Raw genomic sequence first — 24,764 nt, 5'->3', positions numbered from 1 at the left:
GATGGAACCCCTTACAGGCTCATGGTGGCCTGAGAGCGAACCAGTTGCCAGTAATCCTCCACCGACCGGCGGATGACTTCGTGGGCCTCCTCCCGCCCGTAGACGTTGACGATTTCGCAGGTCATCGGCTCGCCGGGTAAGTTCTTGTAAGTCAGAAAGTAGTGCTTCATCCGCTGGACGACGCTGTCGGGCAGCTGGTGCAGGTCCTTGTAGTTCTGATACATGGCGTCGCCCTTCAGGATGGCGATGATCTTGTCGTCGGCCTCGCCTTTGTCGAGCAGCCGGAAACCGCCGATGGGAATGGCCTGAAGGATAATGTTCCCGTGGGTGATGGCGTGCTCGCTCAGGACACAGATGTCGATGGGGTCACCGTCGCCCTTTTCAATTTCCCTTCCGGACCGTTCGCGGGCCAGCGAAGCCACTTCCTCGTCGCAATACGTCTGGGGAATGAACCCGTACAGGGCCGGAACGATGTTGGAATATTTCTGGGGCCGGTCGATTTTCAGATACCCCGTATCTTTATCCACCTCATATTTTACGGTATCGGTCGGTACGATCTCGATAAAGGCCGTCACCGTATCCGGTGCATTCTCGCCGATGGGAATCCCGTGCCAGGGATGTGCTTTAAACTGGTGATTCATAAGGTTGTATAGTTTCTCTTCGCTTTTTGGAGGTCAGACGGATGTCGACGTAAAGGTATCCTGGCCGGTTCGTTCGGCAATCAGGTAGTCACCGGTTTTGCCGGCGGTTTGCCGCACGAGTAATTCCCCTAAAAACCCGGCCAAAAATAACTGAACCCCGAGAATTATCGCCACTAAGGCGAGAAAAAACAGCGGATTGTCGGTTACATTCCGGTATTTCAGATGATTGGCGATGTTATAGAGCTTCTCGCCGATGAGATAGGCCGTGATCAGGCTGCCGACAAAAAAGGAGAGAGTCCCGAAGGTTCCGAAAAAGTGCATCGGCCGCCGGCTGAATTTATGGACGAAGGCGATGACCAGCAGATCCAGAAAACCGTTGATGAAGCGGTCAAGGCCGAATTTGGTCGTGCCGTACTTCCGGGCCTGGTGGCGCACCACTTTTTCGCCGATGCGGGAGTATCCGTTCCATTTGGCGACGATGGGCAGATTCCGGTGCATCTCTCCGTACAGGTTCATGGATTTGACGACGGGCAGGCGATAGGCTTTTATACCGGAGTTGAAATCGTGCAGATGAACGCCCGACACCCACCGCGAAACGGCATTGAACAGCTTGGTCGGGAGGGTTTTACTGAGCGGGTCGTACCGCTTCTGCTTCCAGCCGGAGACCAGGTCGTAACCTTCCTGGGTAATCATCCGGTAGAGTTCCGGGATTTCTTCGGGGTTGTCCTGAAGGTCGGCATCGAGCGTGACGACCACTTTTCCCCGGCAGGCCTGAAACCCGGTCTGCAGGGCCGCCGTTTTGCCGTAGTTGCGGGTGAAACGGATGCCACGGACGCGCGGATTCCGCTCGGAAAGCTGTGAAATTACCGCCCACGACCGGTCGGTGCTGCCGTCGTCGACCAACAGGATTTCATAGGAATAGCCCTGTTCCGTCACGACCCGAACGATCCAGTCGTGCAGTTCCGGCAGCGACTCTTCTTCGTTGTAGAGGGGGATAACGACGGAAAGTTGAAGTTGCTCAGTCATTTCTGTAGTCTCTTCGGGAGACGACGCCTAATTCCTTACTACTAAACGCAAAGTTCGCAAAGGGCAGCGCAAAGCTCGCAAGGTTTTTAGAAAATCAGGTAAAACGGTTGTAATAATGAACGAAAGCCGGCGGTATAGGTCTTTCCGTCCGGTTCGTACAGGCACAATTCCCGGCGGTCGGGCACGGCCGGGGCGTCGTAGCGAAGGCCCGCTATCATCCGGAAAACCGGCTTTCGGGCATGGTGCCGAAGCGCCAGGGTCCGGTAGGGCCGCAGTCCGGCGGCTTCGGCCAGCCGGCTGAATCGCTGCAATTCGGAAGGAGGAAGCATCACCCAGCACTCGCCGTCCCGCTTCAATAACCGTACGATGCTGGAAATCAGTTCCTCAAAGGGAAGCTCGTCGTTGTGCAGCGCCCGGTTGACGGCCGCGTCCGGCGAACGGAGGTGGCCGGTATAAAATGGCGGATTGGAAAGAATGCGGTCGAACGGTTCGGTCGTAACGTCCTGAATCCGGGCCGGCACCACCCGCACGCGGTCGGCAAACGGGCTTTCCCGCACGTTTCCGGCGGCCTGTCCGGCGGCCGCTTCGTCGGCCTCGACGGCTTCGATCCGGGCCTCCGGGTTGCGCTGGGCGGCCATCAGGGCGAGCAGGCCGGTGCCGGTACCGATGTCGAGCAGACGCCCGCCCCGGCCGACGTCCGCCCAGGCGCCCAGCACGCAGGCGTCGGTGCAGACCTTCATGGCGGTGCGGTCCTGCCGGATGGTAAATTGCTTGAATCGGAACATTATTTTCTACCGAAATCGGCCGGGTTCTCTCCCCAGTGTTCGGTTTCCCATTTCAGGATTTTGTTGGCGTACCGGTGAGTTTTCAGCCAGTTTTCGGCCCGCGCGATCAGTTCGAACAGCTGGGCATTGCGCGGGGTTTCGGCCAGTTTGGTATTGGCCTTGCCTTTCTGAACCCAGCCGATGGCCGTCCGGGAGTCGGAGTAGATCGGCAGGTTGCTCCGGCGCTGGTCCAGCCAGGCCAGGGCGTGGACGATGGCCAGAAACTCGCCGATGTTGTTGGTCCCGTCGGGAAACGGCCCCTGATGGAAAAGGAGCTGCTTCGTTCCGGCATGGACGCCCTGGTACTCCATGTCGCCGGAAGCGGTGTTCCAGGCCGCATCTACGGCCAGGCTGTCCCGGATGGGCTGCCCAACGAACAGTTTCTGAGACTTGCCGGCCGCAGCCGGGGCAGTGGCGGGATTCAGGTGCAGGTGCGGCTTTTCGCCCAGCGCCTTTTCGGCCACGGTCCGGCTTTCAAAGGATTTGTAAAGCGCTCCGGGATAGTTCTGAATCTGCTCCTGACAGGCCTCCCAGGTATCGTAGACCCCTTTCTCCCGGCCTTTCCAGACCACGTAAAATTTGGGCGGTTTCGCCATAATGCCGATTAAAGGAAAACCCAAAGATACAAATAGAGTAAATGAGCCGCCCGGTCAACCTGGGTTTGGCCCGAGATTTGTAGTTTTCAGGCTGTACAATGACACCTCATTAATCAGATAGTACTCAATGAATTCAGGTCTATTGGTATTTATCAGTGTTGCCTCAGTTTATTTCGTCGGATTGTTCACCATTCTAATGAACGTACAAAAGAAATGCGAGTGCCCCCACTGCCGGACGGACATCCACCTGGAACGAAAAAACCGGCCGAGGTATGTTCGCCGGTTTTACGATTATCTGACACTGAAGTTTTTTCATTGCCGGCGGTGCCATGCCACTTTTTATCTGGGCCGGGACACGCCGGATTCCGAACCGGTCCGGATGGACCGGACGGCTCCGAAAAATTCATATACCTGAACCGGTCCGGATTCAGTGCAGAATGGGATTTTCCTCAATTTGGTTTCGGATCATCCGGAGCTTTCGGTTCAGCTCCCGGAGTTCGGTCTGGTACCGGGTGTAGGTGGCAGGATCGTTGGTTCTCAGGCTGTTATTGTGCCCATAGTGTACCATTAGTGCATTCCGGCGGGCACTCAGCCGCTGGTAGAGTTCGGTGACGGGATTCATGGTATTTGTTGTTGTAAGTGGAAACTTATTCTCGGGTCACTCGGGCGGGCAGCACATCAGTAAAACGCTGAAATCGAAAAAAAGTACTATCCGTTCATCAAATAATACGAACGTTTATCACATGATTGTACCCGGCGAACTTCATGGAAGCCCGGTAATCAACAAAAAAGCCGAACCCGCACCGGGTTCGGCTTTTTTGTAGCGGGCGTCCTGACGCTCAGAGCCGTTCGATCCGGGCGCCGATGGCGTTCAGCCGGAGGTCGATGTTCTGGTAACCCCGGTCGATCTGTTCGATGTTGTCGATGATGCTCTCCCCTTTGGCGGAGAGGGCCGCGATCAGCAGGGCGACCCCGGCGCGAATATCGGGCGACGACATCCGGATGCCCTTCAGTTGCTGGCGACGATCCAGACCGATCACCGTGGCGCGGTGCGGGTCGCAGAGAATAATCTGGGCTCCCATCTCGATCAGCTTGTCGACGAAGAACAGCCGGCTTTCAAACATCTTCTGGTGAATCAGCAGCGTACCCTGCGCCTGAATGGCCGTGACCAGCACGATGCTCAGCAGGTCGGGGGTAAAACCGGGCCAGGGGGCATCGGCGACGGTCATCATGCCGCCGTCCAGAAAACTTTCGATCTGATACCGCTCCTGAGCCGGAATAAAAATATCGTCGCCCCGAAATTCCAGCTGAATCCCCAGCCGCCGGAATACGTTCGGGATGATGCCGAGCTGGGGAATCCGGCAGTCCTTGATCGTAATTTCCGATTGGGTCATGGCCGCCAGCCCGATAAACGAGCCGATCTCGATCATGTCGGGCAGCATGGTATGTTCGGTTCCGCCAAGTTTCCCGACGCCCTCGATGGTGAGGAGGTTGGAGGCAATCCCGCTGATTTTCGCCCCCATGCGGTTGAGCATCGCGCAGAGCTGCTGGAGATACGGTTCACAGGCGGCATTGTAGATGGTGGTCGTGCCCTCGGCCAGCACCGCAGCCATCACGACGTTGGCAGTTCCGGTAACGGAGGCCTCGTCGAGCAGCATATAGGTTCCTTTTAGCCGGCTGGCATCAACGTGATACATCCCGCCGTCTTCGGAATCGTAGTTGAATTGGGCACCCAGCTGTTCGAAGCCGAGAAAGTGGGTATCCAGCCGACGGCGGCCGATTTTATCTCCGCCCGGCCGCGGAATCCGGCCGGTTTTGAAACGCCCCAGCATCGGGCCGAGCAGCATCACCGACCCGCGCAGGGTCGAGGCTTTATTGCGGTAATCCTCCGAGTCCAGCACGTCGATGTCGACGTCGTCGGCCTGAAACCGCACGGACGATTCGGACAGGCGTTCGGTTTTTACACCGAGGTTTTCCAGTAATTCGATCAGTTTGTTGACGTCCCGGATGTTGGGAATGTTGTGGATGGTGACGGGCTGATCGGTCAGCAGAACGGCGCAGAGAATCTGAAGAGCCTCATTCTTGGCACCCTGCGGTACGATCTCACCCTTCAATCGCCGGTCACCGGCAATGCGGAAAGAAGCCATTGGTTCGAATTCGGTTAATAGGGAACGACAGCCGGCCCCCGGCCGGCGGGGGCCGGTCCTGAAGAAGGAAGGATGTCTGCTTTATAACTACCGTCTTCTGCGGTTGTTGTTCTGATTGTTTCCCCGGAAGCGGTGGCCGGAATCGCCCCGGTTGTCCCGGCGGTCCTGCCCGCCTTCGTTGCGGTTGCCGCGGTTCTGATTCTGGTAGTAGCCGTTGTTCTGGCGGTTTCCGGAGGTTTCGTTCCGGTTATAGGGCTGGCCGTAGGAGGGGCCGCCGATGTTCCGGCGGGGCTGCTGGTCGCCGGTTCGTTCACGCGGGGTGGCTTCGACGAAGCCGCTGGTCCGGATGGTCTGAATGTCTTCGTGCAGCTTTCCGTTCGACATTTCATCCAGGTTCTGCAGGATGGTTTCGTCCTCGACGGCCTCCTTGTTCCAGGTGGAATAGAAGGTTTTCATCAGGCGGGCCAGATAGGAGACGAAGGCCCGGCGTTCTTCTTCATCGTCAAGAGATATGGCCTTGGCGATCAGAAGGTTCATGTTCTGCCCATAGTGCTTGAAACGAAGCCCGTGGGTGTTGTAGGGCACGGGCTGGGGCTTCTTGCCGAGTACGTCAACCGGCGGGGGAGGGTAGGGACTGTCCACATCCAGCGAGAAGTTCGAGATAATGTACAGGTCGTCCCACAGTTTGTTATAATAGTCCTGATTATCCCGCATATTGGGATGGATCTGCCGCATCAGTTCGACCAGGATGTGGGCATACCGCGTGCGCTTTTCGCGGTCCTCGATGGTCTGGAGATGATCGACAAGTTTCTGGATATTGCTGCCGTACTCTTTCAAGCGATTCGGACGTCTTTTAAGTGTTCAGGCAAAAGTAAGAAGAAAACTAATAGAAACCCGTTTTTGATACGATCACCAGAAGGAACAAGAAACGGCCGGTGGCTGTTGCGAAATCATGAAACAGTGGTACCGAATTTATAAACCGGAACTGGCCGGCACCATTCGCCTGGCTACCCCGATCGTGATTGCCCAGCTGGGGGTCATTCTGATGGGCGTGACGGACAATCTTTTTGTCGGCCGGCTGCTGGGGGCCGTGCCGCTGGCCGGTGCCGGCCTGTCGGTATCGCTGACGTTTCTGGTGTCGAGCATCGGGGTCGGCGGGCTTTCGGTCATCGCGGCACTGGTTTCGCAGGCGCGGGGTCGGGGCGATGCGGCCGAGATCAACCGGCTGTTCCGGGCGGGCCTGCGGGTGGCCCTGCTGCTGGGCCTCGTTCTGGGCGCCGTCGGGATCGGTCTGGGGCTGAGCTTCGAGCTGTTCGGCCAGGGGCCGGAAGTGACCCGGATCGGACGGCTGTTCATGGTGATCCTCAGTCTCTCCAACCTGCCGTTATTTTTGTTTATTGCCGCCCGCCAGCTGTGCGACGGGCTGGCCCAGCCGCGCGTGGCGATGGCGATCACGCTTTCCGCGCTCCTGATCAACGCCCTGTTCAACTACCTGCTGATTACCGGCGCCGGGCCGTTCCCGGAATGGGGGGTGTATGGCTCGGCGGTCGCCACGCTGCTTTCCCGGCTGTACATGGCGACGGCCATCCTCGTCTACATTCTCCGCTCCGACCGGTTTCGGGCTTATTTTCAGCCGGAGTTCATCCGGACGGCGGTCGGGGATAAGGTGAAGAAAATTCTGAAACTTGGCCTTCCGGGCGGGTTTACCTTCTTTTTTGAAGCCGCCACTTTCTCGCTGTCGGCCATGATGATCGGCTGGCTGGGCGCCGACCGGCTGGCGGCCCACCAGATCGCCATCAATATGGCTTCCACCACCTACATGATGGCGACGGGTATTTCGGCGGCCGGGGCCATTCGGGTCGGCAACGCCTTCGGCCGTTCCAACCGGGAGGCCGTCCGGAAAGCCGGGGTGGCGGCCCTTCTGCTGACGACCCTCTTCATGACCGGCTGGACCATCGTCTTCCTGACGGCCAACGAATGGCTGGTCGGGCTGTATATCCGGGATAACGCGCAGGTGGCCGCGATTGCCGCATCGCTGGTGATCATGGCGGGATTCTTTCAGCTTTCGGACGGCGTTCAGGTCGCCGGGGTCGGGGTGCTGCGGGGCCTGTCGGACGTAAACGTGCCGACGGTGATTACCCTGTTTGCCTACTGGATCGTCGGCCTCCCCATGAGTTACGTGCTGGGTTTCTGGCTGAAACTGGACGCGGCCGGGGTGTGGATGGGGCTGCTGGCTGGGCTGACGATGGCCGCTTTTCTGCTGACGGCGCGGTTTTTCCGGCTGGTCCGGCGGCTGAAGCTCGAACCCGGCCCCTCCTCGGTGCTATCTCCCCAATGAAAAAGGAAGGACGGCCTCAGGCAGGGCCGTCCTGATGAATGCCCTATCTATTCTGCAACGTCTTTTGTTCCCCGGATCAGGCCGATACCGGAGAAAAAGAAGATTCCCCCTAAAACCAGATAGACGATCGAGGCACGGGCCACGCCCCCGCTTGTCAGGTCCATCGCGCCGTAGATCAGACCGATCAGTCCGGCAAGAGTAAGCAGGATTCCGAATACACGCTTGACGTTCATAGTTATAGTTTGATGAATTTACCCATTAAACTGCATCCGGCCGGTTTTGTCTGCGGCCCCGCGCCGAATCTATTTTCCGGGATAAAAGACGATTTCCCGGTTCTCCGGAATTTTCGGTAATTTCGTCCGTATTTCCGCCGGTTTTCGCCGGCATCCGACCGGTATGTTTCGTATTCCTACTCCCACGTTTTCCTCGCTGGCGCAATCGTTCGACGGAGAACTGTATTTTGATGAATCTCCGCAGCATCAGGCCCAGCGACTGTTATACGCCACCGATGCGTCGGTGTATCAGGAACTGCCGGTGGCGGTGGCGATTCCGAAAACCGTGGAGGACATCAAACGGCTCGTGCGCTTTGCCCGCCAGCACCATACCTCCCTGATTCCGCGGGCGGCCGGAACGTCTCTGGCCGGGCAGGTGGTGGGCAGCGGCATCGTCGCCGACAGTTCGGGTTATTTTACCGACATTCTGGAAATCAATGCGGCCGAGCGGTGGGTTCGGGTTCAGCCGGGGGTCATCCGCGACGACCTGAACGCAGCCCTGAAGCCACACGGACTGATGTTCGGGCCGGAAACGTCCACGGCCAGCCGGGCCATGATCGGAGGCATGATCGGGAATAACTCCTGCGGCCTGCATTCCATCGTCTGGGGCAGCACGCGCCACCACCTCCTGGAAGTCAAAGCGATTCTGAGCGACGGCGCCGAGGTGACCTTCCGGGAACTGAACCGGGCGGAATTCGAGGCCAAATGCCGGGGTGAAAACGTCGTCAGCCCGCTGGAACAAACGGTTTACCGGCACATCCGGGACCTGCTGACCCATCCGGCCCATCAGAAAAGCATCGTGGAAGGTTTCCCCAAACCTTCGATTACCCGGCGCAATACCGGCTATGCACTGGATGAACTGCTGCCGTTTTTTACCTCGCCGGACGGCCGTTTCAACTTCTGCCGACTTCTGGCCGGTTCGGAAGGAACCCTCTGCTTCGTGACCGAAGCCAAACTGAACCTGCTGCCCCTACCCCCGAAACACAACGCGCTGGTCTGCGCCCACTTCCTGACCATCCGTCAGTCGCTGGAAGCCAACCTCCTGGCCCTGGAGCACCGCTGCTCGGCCTCCGAACTGGTCGACGATTACATTCTGCAACTGACGAAGGGAAACATCGAACAGGCCAAAAACCGGGATTTTGTCGACGGTGACCCGAAAGCCGTCCTGATGGTCGAATTCTTTGCCGACACCGTGGAGGAGGTCACCGCCAAAGCCGGGGCCCTGATTGCCGATCTGAAGGCGAAAGACCTCGGTTACGCCTTCCCGGTATTGTTCGGGCCGGAAGCCAAAAAAGCCTGGGACCTCCGGAAAGCCGGGTTGAGCATCATGTATAACGTACCGGGCGACGACCAGCCGGCCAACGTCATCGAAGACTGCGCCGTGGACGTTCATGACCTGCCCGATTATATCGACGAACTGGACCGCATGGCCGCCGAAAAACACGGCCTGACGCTCGAATATTCGGCGCATGCCGGGGCCGGGGAACTGCACGTGCTGCCGCTGATCAACCTGAAGTCCGGGGAGGGGCGGAAAAAATTCCGTGCCCTGCTGGCCGACACGGCCGCTTTAGTGAAAAAATACGGCGGCTCTCTCTCCGGCGAACACGGCGACGGCCGCCTGCGGGGCGAGTTTATCCCGTTTATGCTCGGGGAAGCGAATTTCCGGCTGGTGCAGGATGTCAAACAGGCCTGGGACCCGAACCGCGTTTTCAATCCCGGCAAGATCGTCGATACGCCCCCGATGAACGAGTTTCTGCGGTATGCGCCGGAGCAGAATCCGCAGGAGTTGAATACCCTATTCGATTTTTCGGCCAATGAAGGCATTCTGCACCTGGCCGAAAAATGCAGCGGCTCGGGCGACTGCCGGAAAACGCAGCTATCGGGCGGGACGATGTGCCCCAGCTACATGGCGACCCGGCGCGAACGGGACACCACCCGCGCCCGGGCCAACATCCTGCGCCACTTCCTGACCGGCACCGCCGACCGACCGGCTTCCTTCAACCACGAGGAAATCAAGGAGGTGATGGACCTCTGCCTCTCCTGCAAGGGCTGCAAGGCCGAATGTCCGTCGAGCGTGGACATCAGCCGGATGAAAGCCGAATTCCTGCAGCACTATTACGACGCCAACGGGACGCCCCTGCGCTCCCGGCTGGTCGGCAATTTCACCCGGCTGATGAGCCTCGCCAGTATCGCACCCTGGGCTTACAACGCGGTTTTCGATACGCCCGCCCTCCGGCGGATCGCCAACCGGATGGTCGGTTTCCACCCGGAGCGCACCATGCCCGGACTCGGCGCAACGACGCTGCGGTCGTGGTTCAGAAAGGCATCGGACCAACGGAGGCAATCCGGGAAGATACCGTCCGGTTCTGAGCCGCGCCGGGTGTACCTGTTCTGCGACGAATTTACGAACTACAACGACGTGGAAGTCGGACAGAAAACCGTTCAGCTGCTCTGGCGGCTCGGATACGAAGTGGTCATTCCGGACCATCAGGAGAGCGGTCGGACGTATCTTTCGAAAGGATTGGTTCGTGACGCACAGAAGATTGCGGCAGAAAATGTCCGCAGCCTGAAAGCCCTGATCCGTGAGGAAACCCCGCTGCTCGGTATCGAACCCTCGGCCATTCTGGGTTTCCGCGACGAATACCCCGATCTGGTTCCCGCCGGTTTGAAGGCCGATGCGCAGCATCTTGGGAAAAATGCCCTGCTGATCGATGAGTTCATCGCCCGGGAGATCGACGGCGGGCGCATCTCGCCGGAGGCCTTCACCACCGAAACCCGGCTGATCAAACTCCACGGCCACTGCCACCAGAAGGCCATTTCCTCCCTCGTGCCGACCAAAAAGATGCTGTCGCTGCCCCGGAATTATACCGTTCAGTTGATTCCTTCCGGGTGTTGCGGCATGGCCGGCTCGTTCGGTTATGAAGCTGAGCATTATGAGGTCTCCATGAACATCGGGGAACTGGTGCTGTTCCCGACGGTTCGCCGTCTGCCGGAAGACGTCATCATAGCCGCCCCCGGCACCAGCTGCCGCCACCAGATCAAGGACGGCACCGGCCGCCACGCCCAACACCCCGCCGAAATTCTGTTCGACGCGTTGAGATAGGAGTTTAAGCGTTTGGGGGTTGAGGGGTTAGGGAGGTTGGGTATTGGCTTTGCCAACCAGCGGCTTTTTGTCATCCCGACGCAGGAGAGATCTGGTGGCTAAGCGCCCAAAGAAATGGGTAATTAAGCTATAAGATCCCTCCTGCGTCGGGATGACAAAAAGCCCCGGGACGACAATCCCTCTAACCCGTCACTCCCGGCAATCATACTGAAACGTGTGGCCGTAGGTTCTGGCGACTCCGGACTCGTTCGGGGCATAAGTGCGGGATAGTTCGGTCGTTTGCGTGGGGTTGAAATTACCGTCGACCTCCGTGGTGAAGGTGCTGGATTCATTGAGGAGCGTCGAGCCGTCGATGTCCAGAACCCGGCGGAGCATCGACTGAGAGCCGAAGCGTTGCAGGAAACGGGCCGGCAGCATCTCGGTAGGGTTGGTCAGGGCCAGCAGGACCAGAACGATAGGCTGGCTGGTGTCGTAAAAGGCCGAATGGCGGTTGGGGTCCTGCTGAAAGGTAAGCCGCTCCTGCGAACGGGTGCCGTCCCGGAAACCGATCTGCAGCGTCTGGGCCACCACGTCCTGGGTATTATTGCCGATGGTACCGTGTTCGAACTGGAAGGTGCGGCTGGAAATGAAGCTGTTCCCCGGCAGCGTCACCCGGGATTCGACCAGCCGGATCAGCCGGGCACGCCGGTCGTTGTTGTCGTTGTAATACAGAGAGAATATCGATTGCTCCTGGTCGTTGATAAGAAAGGATGCCTTTTCGATGCGGTCGTTTTTGTCGTATTTCAACGCCAGCACCTGCGAACCGTCGGCCGACCGGGCGCGGGACACCATGCCGCCCTCGTAACTCAGGGTAAAGAGAACATTTCGTTTGGCATTCGACTCCTGGTAGCCGGAAAGAAGCCCGCCCTGATAGCGGATCGACTGGCGGCTGCTTTCCTTCGGCAAGGCGCTGTCCTGCCGGTAGCGGACGATGTCCGTTACCAGACAGACCCGGTCGTGGGGCGTCGGGTCATCGAGCGTGCAGGCCAACATCAGGATGGACAGCCATCCGCAGCCGAACCAATTCTTCATAAATAAGACAGCATAGAGGGCAATCGGATTACCAAAGTACAAACTATTTGGCAAAATGTCGTAGCTTCGATTCGCGGGCTCTCCATCGACACCATGACCCAGCCACCCCAACGAAAGCAACTCCTCGATAAGCTTCGCTCGATCAACCAGCCGGAAGCCGTCCGGAAATACCTCGGCCTGCTGAAAGAACTGATTGATATCGTGAACCTTCCGAACGGTGACGTCCGCCTTGCCTTTGTCGTGGACCCGGACCGGAAGTCCATCTCCGCCCACATCAATTTTTTTCTCGGCCTGCGGCTGTACCGCCCCCGACACGGCGAAGCCGAGTTCTGGCTGACGGTAAAAAAAGGATGTCAGGAACGCATCGAATCGCTGGCCGAAGTGGATGTGGTGCCGCTGTCGGAAAAATCCGACTATGTTTCCATCGTTGTCGGGCTGTCGACGGCCCATCTGCTGAACCACCCGATCCTGCGCCAGTGCTGGGAGGACTGCCTGATGGAAATGCTGGTCACATCCAAGCGCGGCCCCCATAAAATCCGGCATAACCCTTATATTTATCAGGCAGCGGACGACGAGGCTCTGCGGGAGGAACTGATGACCGCCCTCGTCCGGCCCGACGCCGGCGAAACCGGCGACCCGATGACGCAGCTCGAAGAACCGCCGGCCGACTACCGCCGACCCGAACCGCTCCGTCCCGACATTCCGCTCAACCTGATCCTGTACGGCCCGCCCGGTACGGGAAAATCCTACGAGGCCCTGCGGCTGAGCCGCCTGTTCGATACGGAATGGCTGACGTTTCACCCCTCACTGGGCTACGAAGAGTTCATCGAGGGCATCCGGCCCGAGACCATCGGCGGGCAGGTCAGTTACCGCATCGCTAAAGGCCTGTTCTACCGGGCCTGCGTGGCGGCCGTTCAGAAAGCCGGGTATGCGACCCTGGCCGACTGCCTCGATGACCGGCCGGATTCCCGCCGGGAACGCCTGGCCGCGGCCGAAGCGTTTCTGCTGGTGATCGACGAGACCAACCGGGCCAATCTCTCCAAAGTCTTCGGGGAGCTCATCACGCTCCTCGAACCGGAAAAACGGCTCGGCGCGCGGGATGAACTATGGCTGACGCTGCCCTACTCTCAGGAGCGGTTCGGAGTGCCGCCGAATCTGTATGTAATCGGAACGATGAATACCGCCGACCGGTCGATTGCCCTGCTCGACGTGGCCCTGCGCCGTCGGTTTCATTTCCGGGAAGTACTGCCGAACCCGGCTTTGCTACCGACCGTCGACGGAGTCGATCTCGGCGCCCTGTTGCACATCCTGAACGAACGCATCGAATACCTGTACGACCGGGATCATCAGATCGGTCATGCCTACCTGATGGGCGTCGCGTCGCACGAAGCCCTGTGCGACGCCTTCCTGGACCGCATCATTCCCCTGCTTCAGGAGTATTTCTACAACGACTGGCGAAAGATCCAGCTGGTGCTGGCCGACAACGCGGCCTGGGGAAAAGCGCCCGATCAGAAACTGATCCGGGTAAAAAAGCAGTATTCCCTTTCTTTAACCAGAGAACTGTTCGGCGAAGAGCCGTCCGGGACCGACGACGCTACCACCTACGAAATTAATCCCAATCTTCTGGCCCGGGCTTACGATCAAGTGCCGAAAGAAGCGTTTATTTGTATCTACCAAAAACCGTCGGCCTGAGAAGGCCCCGTTTTAACTTCTGTCTTATTGTATGAAAGCGCTCGTGCTGACTGAGTACAATCATTTTGAATTGCAGGATATTCCCCGCCCCGCGCCCGGCCCGACCGACGTGCTGGTGAAGGTGCAGGCCGTCGGCATCTGCGGCAGCGACGTCCACGGCATGGACGGCAGCAGCGGCCGCCGGATTCCGCCCGTCGTAATGGGCCACGAAGCCTCCGGAATCATCGTCGAAACCGGCGCCGGAGTGAAACACTGGCAGGTGGGTGACCGGGTAACCTTCGATTCGACGGTATATGCACTCGACGACTGGTACAGCCGCCGGGGAATGTACAACCTGAGCGACGGACGCGAGGTGCTGGGCGTTTCGACGCCGGATTTTCGCCGGCAGGGTGCGTTTGCCGAGTTTGTAGTGGTGCCGCAGCATATCCTGTACGCCATTCCCGATAATGTCGGCTTTACGCAGGCGGCCCTGGTGGAACCGGTGGCCGTGGCCCTGCACGCGCTGAGCCTGACGCCCATGCAGGTGAACGATTCGGCCGTGGTGGTAGGGGCCGGCATGATCGGTCTGTTCATCATCCAGGCTCTGAAAGTGGCCGGTTGCGGGCAGATCATCGCCGTCGACCTCGACGACGACCGGCTGGCCCTGGCCCGGAAACTGGGCGCCGATCGGGTCCTGAACGTCGACCGGGAGGATATTCCGGCCGAAATAAAGGCCCTGACCAGCGGCCGAGGGGCGGATGTGGCCTTTGAGGTCGTGGGCATCGGACCCACCGTCCGGACGGCCATCGACAGTGTCCGGAAAGGGGGGACGGTGACGCTGGTCGGAAACCTGACCCCGACCGTCGAAATTCCGATCCAGAAAGTGGTGACGAGCCAGCTCCGGCTTCAGGGGTCGTGTGCCATCAACGGCGAGTACGAAGCCGCTCTGGCGATGATTTCCTCCGGCCGGATCGACGTGGAGGCCATTCTCAGCGCGGAAGTGCCGCTCGAAGAAGGCGCCGACTGGTTCAAACGGCTGTATGACAAGGAGAAAGGGCTAATCAAGGTCGTGTTAAAGCCCTGACAGTCCGGGTACCGGCTCGAATCTTGCCGACATTGCCCCGATGGCTCCGTACATATATTCCAGCACCAGCTGATTTTGCGTCAGAGAAACGATCCGGATGTCGGAGGGACCGATGCAGTCGACGTATTCGCAGCCTGCTCCGGCATAAGTACCGGTCACCTTCAGCACCGAACCGCGTCGTTCGACCTGCGTCGGCGCGCAGCAGGCGGCTTTGGGGCTGTAGTGGACAATGCCGCCGTCCGTTCGGAATTCGAGGACGGGGGAGCCGGTCACCGGTTTCCAGGCCTCCTTATCGAATTTTACCCCGACCTGTTTCCAGGTCCGGTACAGGAGGTCGTCCGGGGCAACGTTCCGGTCGGCTTTTTTACAGGAGACGGCGATCAGCAGACCCAGCAGGAGAAAAACGCTGTATTTCATACCCGAATGGTTTTTGTCGGTATGACTCTTTTAGCATTCCAATGGTTGTAATTTTCCATCAATAGTGAACACATCCAAACCGCTTAACATTGCCCTGATCGGCCCCGGCAAGGTGGCCCACCTGCACGCCAAAGCCGCCCTTCAAACCCCCGACGCCCGACTGGTTGCCGTTTACGGCCGCAACCACACCAAAGCCGAAGCCTTCGCGAACGAGTACGGCATCGCTGCCTACTCCGACATTTACGACATGGTGGATCGGGAAAACGTCGACATCTGCATCGTCTGCACTCCGCATCCGGTTCACCGGGAGGTGACCATTGCCGCCCTCGAAGCCGGTGCCCACGTGCTGGTGGACAAGCCGCTGGCCGTGTCGCTGGAAGACTGCGACGCCATGATCGAAACCGCCCGGCGGGTCGGGCGGGAACTGGGGGTGGTGAGCCAGCGCCGGTTTTACGCGCCCTGCCGCCGGATGCGGCAGACCATCGACGAAGGAAAGATCGGGCAGCCTGTGCTCGGCACGGCCCAGCTGTATAGCTGGCGGGATGAAGCCTACTACAGCAGTGACCCCTGGCGGGGTACCTGGCAGGGGGAGGGCGGAGGGCTTCTGGTCAATCAGGCACCCCACCAGCTCGACCTGCTGCTCTGGTACATGGGCGAGGCCGAGGAGGTGTACGGCATCTGGGCCAACGTGAATCACCCCTATATCGAAGTGGACGATACGGCCGTGGCCGTGGTCCGGTTCAAAAACGGGGGCGTCGGTTCCATCACCTTCAGCAACTCCCAGAAACCCGGTATTTACGGTAAAATTCATGTCCACGGGCAGAACGGAGCGTCCGTAGGGGTGCAGACCGACGGCGGGGCCATGTTCATCGCCGGGATGACCTCTATCCTCGAACCGCCCGTCAACGACATCTGGACCGTGCCGGGTGAAGCCGAACGGCTCGGCGACTGGCAGAAGGAGGATTCCGACTTTTTCCATTCCATCGACTCGTTCACCTACTTCTTCGTTCAGCAGCTGACCGACTTCTGCGAGGCCATTCGGGAAGGACGACGGCCGCTGGTCACGGGAGAGGACGGCCGGCGCGTGGTCGAGCTGTTCCAGGCCATTTATGAATCAACCCGCACCCGGGCCGTGGTGAAAATTACGGGATAACCGAGCGTGCGGTCCATAACTTATTCCATCGAAAGTCGTTATTGCAATGATTACCCGATGGACTATGAAAAACATCTGGATCGCCGTTTTCCTGCTGGTATTGACGTTTTCTACGGAAAGCTGCCGGCGCTCATCGCCCAGTCGTACTCCCAAAAAAGACGACGGGCCGATTGAAACGTCGGGGTGGGACCGAAAACGAAAACAGGGCTTCGACTTCACCGCGCAGGGCGCAGACCCCGGTTGGGTGCTGGACATCGACTTCACCAAAACCATTCGCTTCCAGGGCCAGAACGGGGCGGTCGTGTCGGTTCCGGTTCCGAAGCCGCAGCGGGATGCCCGGGCGGGCGGTATCATCTTCGACACCAAGGCGCAGGGGAGCCGCCTGCGGGTAACCATCAACCCGGTGGCCTGCCGGGAAACGAAAACCGGAGAGGCCTTCGCCTATTCGGTGAACGTGGAAGCCAACGGCCGCCGGTATTCCGGCTGCGGCTCTTTTCTGAACGGAGTATCCCGGCTGAACAGCACCTGGGTGCTGGAATCCTACCGGGGGCAGCGGTTACATTCCGCCCAGTTCGTCAACCGTCAGATGCCGTTTCTGATCCTGAACACCCGGGAAAAGGTGCTGCAGGGATTCACCGGCTGCAATACGATGGAGGGTAAAATGCGGGCCGAAGGGGACCGGATTCAACTGGAACCCGCCACGCTGACCCGCCGGGGTTGTCCGTATAACTTTGAAAGCGGCTTTTTGTCGGCGCTCCAGAGCGCCAGCCTGTACCGGATCAGCAACAACCGGCTGACGCTGCTCTCCGACGGGCAGTACGTCATGTCGTTCCGAAAACAGGGGCCGAAAGAAACCGGCACGGCGCAGCGGGCTTCCCCCTGACGGCCGGAGCCGTTACCGTTCACCTGATCAATTTTTAGCTCTTGCCGGAAACGTATTCCGTCCTTGAAAACGGCCTGATCCGCAGGGCCGGCGATGGCTCAGACCCGCCCGACGGCCTGAACGGGATTGTTGTACCCGCAGACACCTTCGACGCCCTGAAATCCTTCATAACCGAAAGCGAGACCGAGTCGGTCATGACGTTTTTCTGGCAAAAAGGCCGGGAATGCATCCGCCTGAAGAATTATGTAGGGCTGCTGGAGACGAGGGACGGAAGCCGGATCGAGATCCTTCCCAAAATTACCGCAGCCGGAGAAAACGGAGCGGTGCAAAGCCGGGCAATCCTGCTGAAAATGCTGCAACATCTGCGGGGAAGTCCGTTCTGCCGGGCCGGTTTCGCCGGGTTTCGTTCCGAGCGGCTGCCGCTCTGGGAGGTGTTCGTCGCTTTGTTTCTGGATGAAGTAAGCACTCTGCTGGCACAGGGCCTTCGGACATCCTACGTATCCGAATCGGGTACGCAACCGTTTCTCCGGGGAAAACTGAACCTGGCCGATCAGCTTCGCCGGGCCGCGTATGAAGCCGACCGTTTCTCCGTCACCTACGACGAACAGACGACCGATCTGCCGCAGAACCGGCTGCTGAAATCGGCCCTGCGGTTCGTGGCCGGGCGCTCCGTCGACCGCACCAACCAGAGCCGCATCCGGCAGCTCCTTTTCGTTCTGGACGATCTGCCTCCTTCGTCACAGGTTCAGAAAGACCTCCAGGCCGCCCGGACGCAAAACCGGCTTTTCAGTCGGTATGAGCCGGCCCTGCGCTGGGCCGAAGCCCTGCTGGGCGGAAGGGCGTTTGGTATTTCGGGAGGTGAAAACCAGTGCCTGACGCTGCTTTTTCCGATGGACCGGCTCTTCGAGGATTACGTCGCGGCCGGCTTCCGGCGGTATGCGGGGGAGGGTGAGGTGTCGATTCAGGAGTCGTCGCGGCATCTGGTCGATGACCACAGCGGGGTTCAGAAATTCCGGCTCCGCCCCGACATCGTGATCCGGCGAAACGGCCTGGTGACGGTGCTTGATACCAAATGGAAACGCATTGAACCCACCAACCCGACCGGGAACTACGGCCTCGACCAGGCCGATCTTTACCAGCTTTACGCGTACGGCAAGAAATACGGGGCTTCCGAGCTGGTGCTGATCTACCCGGCCGGCGAATCCTTCCGGTCCCCCCTAAACGGTTTCGGTTACGATCCGACCATGCAGTTGCGGGTGGTGCCCTTCGACCTCACCCGCCCGATGGAGGAAGAAGTCCTGAAAATCATGTCCACAGGGTAGGGGATGGGTTCAGATTAGGCCCGGATGTAGAAAATATGAGAAAATCTGCGTAATCTGCGGCACTAAACCTTTCCTCCCGATGCCTCTTGTACTTACTTTCCTGGGAATTCTGGCGTTGATATTCCTGATCGCCTTCCTTCACTTAGACACGTTCATCTCGTTCGTTCTGGTTTCGCTCGGCATCGGGCTGGCGTCGGGCATGGACGTAACGGCCGTCGGCAAATCGATTCAGACCGGCATCGGGGGCACCCTCGGCGACCTCGTGCTGATCATCGGTTTCGGAGCCATGCTCGGCCGGCTGGTGGCCGAAAGCGGGGCCGCCCGGCGCATCACCAATGTCCTGATCAATATTTTCGGGATCAAAAATATCCGGTGGGGGCTGGCCCTGGCCGGGTTCATCATCGGGATACCGCTCTTCTACAATGCCGGTTTCATCATCGTCGTCCCGCTTATTTTCACTATTGCGGCTTCGTCGGGCCTGCCGCTGATGACCGTCGCCATTCCGATGCTGTCGGCGCTGTCGGTGGCGCACGGGTATCTGCCCCCGCACCCTTCCCCGGCGGCCATTGCCGGCCAGCTGCACGCCGATCTGGGCCGCACGCTGATTTACGGCATCATCGTCGCCATTCCCGCCATCATCATCGCCGGGCCGATCTTCGGAAAAACCCTGACGAAATTTAAGATCAAACCGGAAAAGGAAATTTTCAACATCCGGGAAGTGCCGGACCATGACCTGCCGGGCGTCGGCATCAGCTTTCTGGTGGCGCTGCTGCCGGTTCTGCTGCTGACGATGACCGGCCCGCTGAAAAGCGTTTTTCCGGCCGGCTCGTTTGGCCACAAGCTGGTGACGCTGCTGGCGGAGCCGTATTTCGGGATGCTGCTGTCGGTGCTGGTGGCCGTTTACTGGCTGGGCATCAAACGCGGGCAGCCGGTCAAGGCGGTGATGAAAGATCTGGAGGAAGCCATCAAAGCCGCATCGCCGGTGCTGCTGGTGATCGCCGGGGCCGGGGCGCTCAAGCAGGTGTTCATCGACAGCGGCACGAGCCGGTACATCGGCGATATGCTCCAGGGGGTCGCTATTTCGCCCCTGCTGCTGGGCTGGAGCATCGCGGCCGTCATCCGGGTCTGCGTCGGCTCCGCCACGGTGGCCGGCCTGACGACGGTGGGCATCATTCTCCCGCTGATTCAGCAGCAGACCGTCAAACCTGAACTGATGGTGCTGGCCATCGGCTCGGGCAGTCTGATGATGTCGCACCTGAACGACGGCGGTTTCTGGCTGTTCAAGGAATACTTCAACCTCTCCATCAAACAAACCCTGCAAACCTGGACCGTAATGGAAACTATTGTGTCGATTATCGGGCTGTTTGGGGTATTGGCTTTAAATTTGGTGGTTTAATCAACCTGTTTTCATTTTTTATGACCGCTGACGAACAATTCGAGCAACTCAACCTAACGCTTCCACCCGCGCCGAAACCGATGGGCGTCTACAAACCCTTCCTGATCGTCGACCGCCTGGTGTATGTTTCCGGCCACGGCCCGGTGCAGAACGACGGCAGCCGGATCATCGGCAAAGTCGGTGACGGCATGGACGCCGACGAGGCCAAACTGGCCGCCCGGCAGGTCGGTTTAACCATTCTTTCGACTCTGAAAGCCAATCTGGGCAGTCTCGACCGGATCGGGCGCGTCATCAAGGTGCTCGGCATGGTCAATGCCACCCCGGATTTCGAACGCCACCCGTACGTCATCAACGGATGCAGCGAACTGTTCGTGGGAGTCTGGGGGGAAGATAAGGGAGTCGGTGTCCGCTCGGCGGTGGGGATGGGTTCGTTGCCGGAGAACATTCCGGTGGAGATCGAAGCGGTTTTTGAACTGGCATGAACGAATATTTGATCGAGAACCTGAATCAGGTCGATTCGCCGGCCCTGCTGCTCTATCCGGAGCGCATCGCCGGCAACATTCAGACGATGCTGGCGATGGTCGACGGCGATGCGGAAAAGCTGATTCCCCACGTCAAGACCCATAAGATGGCCGAGGTAGTGAAGAGGCAGGTGGACGCCGGGATCGACAAATTCAAGTGTGCCACTATTGCCGAAGCCGAGATGCTGGCCGATACCGGCGCCCGTCACGTGCTGCTGGCCTACCAGCTCACCGGCCCCAAGCTCCGCCGGTTCTGCGAACTGGTGCAGGCCTACACCTGGGTCGAATGGGCCACGCTGGTCGATAATCCGGCGTCCGCCGAAGAACTCGGCCAGGTGTTTGCCGCGACCACCCACAAACCGGTGATCTACCTCGACGTCGACGTCGGTATGCACCGCACCGGACACCCGGTCGATGCCGGACTGGAAGCTCTGTACCGGGAATTGAAGGAGGACGGCCGGTTCGACCTCCGCGGTTTTCACGCCTACGACGGCCATCTCCGCGATACCGACCTGGCACTCCGCCAGGCCAAAGCCGATGCGGCTCTGAAGCCGCTGGAAGACCTCGCCGACCGGCTGGAGGCCGAAGCGGGCGTTCGTCCGGTGCTCATCGTGGGCGGAACGCCGACTTTTTCGGTCCACGCCCACCGGCCCGGCGTCTGGTGCAGTCCGGGAACCTGCCTGCTGTGGGACTGGGGCTACGACGCCCTGCTGCCCGAGCAGCCGTTCGAATGGGCGGCCCTGCTGCTGACCCGGGTCGTTTCCAAACCCGCCCCCGGCATCGTCACCACCGACCTCGGCCACAAAGCCGTTGCCGCCGAAAATCCGCTGGACCGCCGGGTAAAATTCCTGAATCTGGAAGGCTATGAGGTCATCGGCCAGAGCGAGGAGCACCTGGTGCTGAAGGTATCCGACTGGGATATGATTGCGGTGGGGGATGCGTTCTACGGCGTTCCGTTCCACATCTGCCCGACGGTGGCCCTTCACGACGAAGCTCAGGTGGTGCAGGGCGGGGAGGTGGTCGGCCGGTGGACGGTCGATGCCCGCAAACGAAGATTGACCTATTGATCCATTCACCCTTTTCAGGGCGCCTGAACTCTTAATCTTAACATTCCAATGCGTACGTTTCCCATTCTTCTCCTGACCATCATGTGGATGGCCCTAACGCCGTCGAAACCAACCCGGGTGGTCTTTTTCGGAGACTCCATCACCCAGGCCGCGGTCAAACCCGGCGGTTACATCTCCCGGCTGAACGAGATGCTCGCCAAACAGAATCTGGCGGCCAATTATGAGCTGATCGGGGCCGGGATCAGCGGTAACAAGGTTTACGACCTGTTTCTGCGGATGGAGGAGGACGTGCTGGCCAAACAGCCGAACCTCACCTTCATCTACATCGGTGTGAACGACGTCTGGCACAAACGCTCCTCCGGTACCGGCACCGACCCCGACAAGTTCGTGAAGTTCTACGAAGCGATCATCAAAAAGCTTCAGGCCGCCGGCAGCCGGGTCATTCTCTGCACTCCGGCCGTGATCGGCGAGAAAACCGACTTCTCCAACGACCAGGACGGCGACCTGAATCAGTATTCGACGCTTATCCGGCAGCTGGCCGCCCGCAACAACCTGCCCCTGTGCGACCTGCGGAAGGCGTTTCTGGACTATAACCTGAAAAACAACCCGAACAACGCCGAAAAGGGCATTCTGACCACCGACCGGGTTCACCTGAACGATGCCGGAAATCAGCTCGTTGCCGATCAGATGTACCAGCTGATGGTGGCGGCCAAATAGCCTCAGACCTCGAACGGCAGTTCGTATTCCTTCACCACCGGCTTCGAGCTCCGGGTTTTCACCTCGACCCGGGCTTTGAGCGGTGAACCGAGGATCAGCGAATTTTTGATATACTGGTCCTCATGCGCCAGCCACGAGTAATTCTCCAGCAGGTACTCCGACTGGCCGGTTTTGGACGCCTGGTAGGCCCAGCGTTCGACGATGAGCGGTTCGTAGTTGATGATGTTACCCATATAATACACCTGGATGCCCGGCTGGCCCTCGTTGCCCAGTTCGGTGCAGCCCAGAACGGTGATCCGGAGGGAAGAGCCGTCTTCCAGGTCCTTGACGGCCCATTCGTCGATGGTGGTTTTTTCGTTCGCCATGTTGTGGATTGGTTCGAATGTGAATACGGCCATAAAGGTAAACCGCATCCACCCAAAAGGCGAACGGGAATCGGCAATGGGTGCTTTTTGAGGAATAAGAAGAAAAAACGGACAGTCCGCTGTCGTTAGCACTTCCAAACCGTTTACTCTACTGATGAAACATCCACGGTTAGTTGGATGGCCTGTGAAAGGATAAATCCTTCGTTACCGGCATTTGTCAGAATGACCTCAAAAGTAAAAGGGAAGCTTTCCTCAATCAGACTATTATGCTTTAGTGCTTCACCTGATTCATTCCTGAGATTAACGGTAACGATTCCATCTCCCACGACTCTGAATTTTTGCGAACCTGTCGTAATAATTTCGTCTGGATCGACTTCCATTACATTTTGAATGGAAACAAAGTGGGTAAGCCTGGATAAATCTTCGGGAACGTGTTCACTGATGTAAAGGAATAATAGGCGGTCCAGATTCTCTATTTCAATTTTCTTTTCCTTAGGGGGAGTAGCAATTGCAATCAAAAATCGGTAGTTATTATTATTTTTTACAAAATCTCCGATCGCCTGAATTTCGCTCTTTTTTTCAGGCGTTAAACTTCCGGCTTTCACTTCGATCAGGATGGTTTCATTGCCCTTACGGGCTACCAGGTCTACACGAAACTGTCCAATCGGTTCCTCTTTAGAGACCTTATAGCCTTTTTCGGAATAATCCGCAGCTAACTGTTCGACCGCAATGTCATGCATATACTTTTGCAAGTGTCGTTGCTTGATTTTCATAAGACCTCAAGGTTTATTTTGACCATAGAAATGTCAAATCTCCCACATTCGACGTATAAAATATGGTCTTCCGTTTCAATCGCTTCCAGTAAGTCCGTAATGATCAGTGATGGGATTCCTGAAAAGTCGATAAGAGTAATGTCGTGGCTCTGTAAGTAAAAGCTACCCGCAGTCCGCCATTTTATTTGTTTATCATCATCAAATAAGATGCTCTTTAAACAATCCCAGACCGGTTTACTTAAGTTGTCTGCATCCAAGCCCGAGTCTTTATGGAAGAAATGATATACCAGGCCATAAAGGTTTCCTTTCAATGGATTTATTGTTCCGTGATACCGAGTTAATGCATTTTGCAGGGCTTGGGTGTAATCCCGTCTTTTAGTGGTGTTTAACGTATTATAAGATTTTGGTTTTCTGGGCAAAATGAAACTATACACGATGTGGTGGGTGATTAAACTGATCGGCAAGATACTCTTTTTGGAGATTACGCCGGTTTTGCCAGCATGACCCGCAGCCGGCCCGGCAGGATCTCGGCGCGGATCTGCCGGACTTTGCCCCGGTATTCGCCGTCGACCTGGAAGTAGGCTTTCCGTCGGGTCGTCAGCCGGACTTCGGTGGCCTGGAAGATTTCGATGTGGGAGGGGTCGAACGGGCGGAAGCGGTAGAACATTTTCAGGATTTCGAAGAAGGAAAGCTTCCGCAGCACGACCACCTCGAACCGGCCGTCCGAAACGTCGCCCTCCGGGTTGATGACGGCCCCCGTGCCGTACTGACGGGCGTTTGCCAGCACCACCATGAAAGCCGCCCGCTGGACGGTTTCCTCCCCCGTGTCGATCTCGATCTGCATCAGTTTGCTCCGCATCAGCACCCGAAACGCCCCCCGGGCGTAGCCCAGTTTACCGCGGAGGTTGTTGTCCTGAAAATACTTGACGAGCTGGGCGTTCATGCCGATGTCGCTCATGTGCAGGCACAGATCGTGGTCGTTGATGCGGATGAGGTCGATCGGGGTTTCGATGCCGTTGACGGCAATCTCGATACTTTCCCGGACGGTCATCGGCAACCCCAGTTCACTGGCCAGGCCATTGGCCGACCCCGCCGGAAGGATACCGAGCGGGAGGTTTCTTTCCAGAGCGAACTCCCCTACGAATTTGATGGTGCCGTCGCCCCCTACGGCAACGAGCCGGTCGGGCCGGTAGGCGGCAATGCGATCGGGCAGCGTTTGTTCGTCGGTCTCTCCGTTCAGATTCAGGATTTCCATCGTGTGAGGGGCTTCCCGGAAGTACTCCCGGATGCCCGCGTCCCAGTCCGATTTGTCTTTTCCGCCCGAAACCGGATTGATGGCAAACAGAAATCGTAACTTTTTCTCCTGAGTCATGTTTT

At 58.4% G+C, this 24,764-nt stretch carries 25 protein-coding genes; 11 read left to right on the top strand and 14 right to left on the bottom strand.

From position 1 onward, the window contains the following. Positions 1-11: 11 nt before the first annotated feature. The 7 genes from DX909_RS27835 to DX909_RS27800 form a co-directional block, all read right to left on the bottom strand. A complete protein-coding gene (locus DX909_RS27835) occupies positions 12-641 on the bottom strand; it encodes an inorganic pyrophosphatase (protein WP_128548531.1) in 630 nt (209 codons plus the stop codon). Positions 642-674: 33 nt separating this feature from the next. Beyond that, positions 675-1,667 carry a glycosyltransferase family 2 protein gene (locus DX909_RS27830; RefSeq protein ID WP_128548530.1) on the bottom strand — a complete coding sequence of 331 codons (993 nt, stop codon included), beginning with the start codon at positions 1,665-1,667 and terminating at the stop codon, positions 675-677. Between the two features lie 86 nt (positions 1,668-1,753). Further along, on the bottom strand, positions 1,754-2,452 hold the full coding sequence (locus tag DX909_RS27825) for a tRNA1(Val) (adenine(37)-N6)-methyltransferase (protein WP_128548529.1): 699 nt from the start codon (positions 2,450-2,452) through the stop codon (positions 1,754-1,756). Further along, on the bottom strand, positions 2,452-3,087 hold the full coding sequence (locus tag DX909_RS27820) for a ribonuclease H1 domain-containing protein (protein ID WP_206513067.1): 636 nt from the start codon (positions 3,085-3,087) through the stop codon (positions 2,452-2,454). The genes DX909_RS27825 and DX909_RS27820 overlap by 1 nt, the downstream gene beginning before the upstream one ends. 427 nt (positions 3,088-3,514) lie before the next feature. After that, positions 3,515-3,709, bottom strand: coding sequence for a hypothetical protein (locus tag DX909_RS27810; RefSeq protein ID WP_128548527.1), 195 nt, complete (start codon positions 3,707-3,709; stop codon positions 3,515-3,517). A gap of 217 nt (positions 3,710-3,926) precedes the next feature. Continuing rightward, the gene (gene murA / locus DX909_RS27805; RefSeq protein WP_128548526.1) at positions 3,927-5,234 is read right to left on the bottom strand and encodes a UDP-N-acetylglucosamine 1-carboxyvinyltransferase; all 1,308 of its coding nucleotides are present in this window, start codon (positions 5,232-5,234) and stop codon (positions 3,927-3,929) included. 87 nt (positions 5,235-5,321) lie between these two features. Beyond that, the gene (locus tag DX909_RS27800; protein ID WP_128548525.1) at positions 5,322-6,071 is read right to left on the bottom strand and encodes a DUF4290 domain-containing protein; all 750 of its coding nucleotides are present in this window, start codon (positions 6,069-6,071) and stop codon (positions 5,322-5,324) included. A gap of 115 nt (positions 6,072-6,186) precedes the next feature. On the opposite strand from DX909_RS27800, the gene DX909_RS27795 reads away from it, so the two are divergent. Further along, positions 6,187-7,572, top strand: a complete 1,386-nt coding sequence (locus DX909_RS27795) for an MATE family efflux transporter (protein WP_128548524.1) — start codon at positions 6,187-6,189, stop codon at positions 7,570-7,572. 47 nt (positions 7,573-7,619) lie between these two features. Here the strand turns inward: DX909_RS27795 and DX909_RS27790 are convergent, their stop codons facing one another. Next, a complete protein-coding gene (locus tag DX909_RS27790) occupies positions 7,620-7,805 on the bottom strand; it encodes a hypothetical protein (RefSeq protein WP_128548523.1) in 186 nt (61 codons plus the stop codon). Between the two features lie 163 nt (positions 7,806-7,968). On the opposite strand from DX909_RS27790, the gene DX909_RS27785 reads away from it, so the two are divergent. After that, positions 7,969-10,947: an FAD-binding and (Fe-S)-binding domain-containing protein gene (locus tag DX909_RS27785; protein ID WP_128548522.1), complete on the top strand. Its 2,979-nt coding sequence runs from the start codon at positions 7,969-7,971 to the stop codon at positions 10,945-10,947. A gap of 189 nt (positions 10,948-11,136) precedes the next feature. Here the strand turns inward: DX909_RS27785 and DX909_RS27780 are convergent, their stop codons facing one another. Next, complete coding sequence (locus DX909_RS27780; RefSeq protein WP_128548521.1) at positions 11,137-12,018, bottom strand: hypothetical protein; 882 nt, start codon at positions 12,016-12,018, stop codon at positions 11,137-11,139. 93 nt (positions 12,019-12,111) lie between these two features. Here DX909_RS27780 and DX909_RS27775 point away from each other — a divergent pair, with 93 nt between their 5' ends. After that, positions 12,112-13,710 carry an McrB family protein gene (locus DX909_RS27775; RefSeq protein WP_128548520.1) on the top strand — a complete coding sequence of 533 codons (1,599 nt, stop codon included), beginning with the start codon at positions 12,112-12,114 and terminating at the stop codon, positions 13,708-13,710. Between the two features lie 31 nt (positions 13,711-13,741). Then, on the top strand, positions 13,742-14,773 hold the full coding sequence (locus DX909_RS27770) for a galactitol-1-phosphate 5-dehydrogenase (protein WP_128548519.1): 1,032 nt from the start codon (positions 13,742-13,744) through the stop codon (positions 14,771-14,773). On the opposite strand, the gene DX909_RS27765 is transcribed toward DX909_RS27770, so the two are convergent. Further along, on the bottom strand, positions 14,762-15,190 hold the full coding sequence (locus DX909_RS27765) for a hypothetical protein (protein ID WP_128548518.1): 429 nt from the start codon (positions 15,188-15,190) through the stop codon (positions 14,762-14,764). The genes DX909_RS27770 and DX909_RS27765 overlap by 12 nt on opposite strands. A 64-nt stretch (positions 15,191-15,254) precedes the next feature. Between DX909_RS27765 and DX909_RS27760 the strand changes: the two genes are divergently transcribed. The 7 genes from DX909_RS27760 (at position 15,255) to DX909_RS27730 (ending at position 22,249) form a co-directional block, all read left to right on the top strand. Further along, positions 15,255-16,343, top strand: coding sequence for a Gfo/Idh/MocA family protein (locus tag DX909_RS27760; RefSeq protein ID WP_128548517.1), 1,089 nt, complete (start codon positions 15,255-15,257; stop codon positions 16,341-16,343). A 64-nt stretch (positions 16,344-16,407) separates the two neighbouring features. Next, positions 16,408-17,226 (top strand): META domain-containing protein, encoded by an 819-nt coding sequence (locus DX909_RS27755; RefSeq protein WP_164851436.1) that lies wholly within the window; start codon positions 16,408-16,410, stop codon positions 17,224-17,226. A 41-nt stretch (positions 17,227-17,267) separates the two neighbouring features. Further along, positions 17,268-18,548, top strand: a complete 1,281-nt coding sequence (locus DX909_RS27750) for an McrC family protein (protein WP_128548515.1) — start codon at positions 17,268-17,270, stop codon at positions 18,546-18,548. Between the two features lie 79 nt (positions 18,549-18,627). Next, positions 18,628-19,944, top strand: a complete 1,317-nt coding sequence (locus DX909_RS27745) for a gluconate:H+ symporter (protein WP_128548514.1) — start codon at positions 18,628-18,630, stop codon at positions 19,942-19,944. 20 nt (positions 19,945-19,964) lie between these two features. Continuing rightward, positions 19,965-20,426, top strand: a complete 462-nt coding sequence (locus tag DX909_RS27740; protein WP_128548513.1) for a RidA family protein — start codon at positions 19,965-19,967, stop codon at positions 20,424-20,426. Beyond that, the gene (locus DX909_RS27735) at positions 20,423-21,532 is read left to right on the top strand and encodes a D-TA family PLP-dependent enzyme (protein WP_128548512.1); all 1,110 of its coding nucleotides are present in this window, start codon (positions 20,423-20,425) and stop codon (positions 21,530-21,532) included. Before DX909_RS27740 ends, DX909_RS27735 begins: the two co-directional genes overlap by 4 nt. 48 nt (positions 21,533-21,580) lie before the next feature. Beyond that, positions 21,581-22,249 carry an SGNH/GDSL hydrolase family protein gene (locus tag DX909_RS27730; RefSeq protein WP_128548511.1) on the top strand — a complete coding sequence of 223 codons (669 nt, stop codon included), beginning with the start codon at positions 21,581-21,583 and terminating at the stop codon, positions 22,247-22,249. A gap of 2 nt (positions 22,250-22,251) precedes the next feature. Here the strand turns inward: DX909_RS27730 and DX909_RS27725 are convergent, their stop codons facing one another. The 4 genes from DX909_RS27725 to DX909_RS27710 form a co-directional block, all read right to left on the bottom strand. Further along, on the bottom strand, positions 22,252-22,614 hold the full coding sequence (locus DX909_RS27725; protein ID WP_128548510.1) for a hypothetical protein: 363 nt from the start codon (positions 22,612-22,614) through the stop codon (positions 22,252-22,254). A gap of 143 nt (positions 22,615-22,757) precedes the next feature. Next, positions 22,758-23,387 carry a hypothetical protein gene (locus tag DX909_RS27720; RefSeq protein ID WP_128548509.1) on the bottom strand — a complete coding sequence of 210 codons (630 nt, stop codon included), beginning with the start codon at positions 23,385-23,387 and terminating at the stop codon, positions 22,758-22,760. Continuing rightward, on the bottom strand, positions 23,384-23,821 hold the full coding sequence (locus DX909_RS27715; RefSeq protein ID WP_164851435.1) for a RusA family crossover junction endodeoxyribonuclease: 438 nt from the start codon (positions 23,819-23,821) through the stop codon (positions 23,384-23,386). Before DX909_RS27715 ends, DX909_RS27720 begins: the two co-directional genes overlap by 4 nt. 47 nt (positions 23,822-23,868) lie before the next feature. Then, positions 23,869-24,759: a diacylglycerol/lipid kinase family protein gene (locus DX909_RS27710; protein ID WP_128548507.1), complete on the bottom strand. Its 891-nt coding sequence runs from the start codon at positions 24,757-24,759 to the stop codon at positions 23,869-23,871. Positions 24,760-24,764: the final 5 nt, after the last annotated feature.

This window comes from Larkinella soli, from assembly GCF_003703975.1.
In the GTDB taxonomy this organism is placed as follows: domain Bacteria; phylum Bacteroidota; class Bacteroidia; order Cytophagales; family Spirosomataceae; genus Larkinella; species Larkinella soli.
The sequence above is the reverse complement of the archived record's forward strand: the minus strand, read 5'-3'. Positions and strand labels throughout refer to the sequence as shown.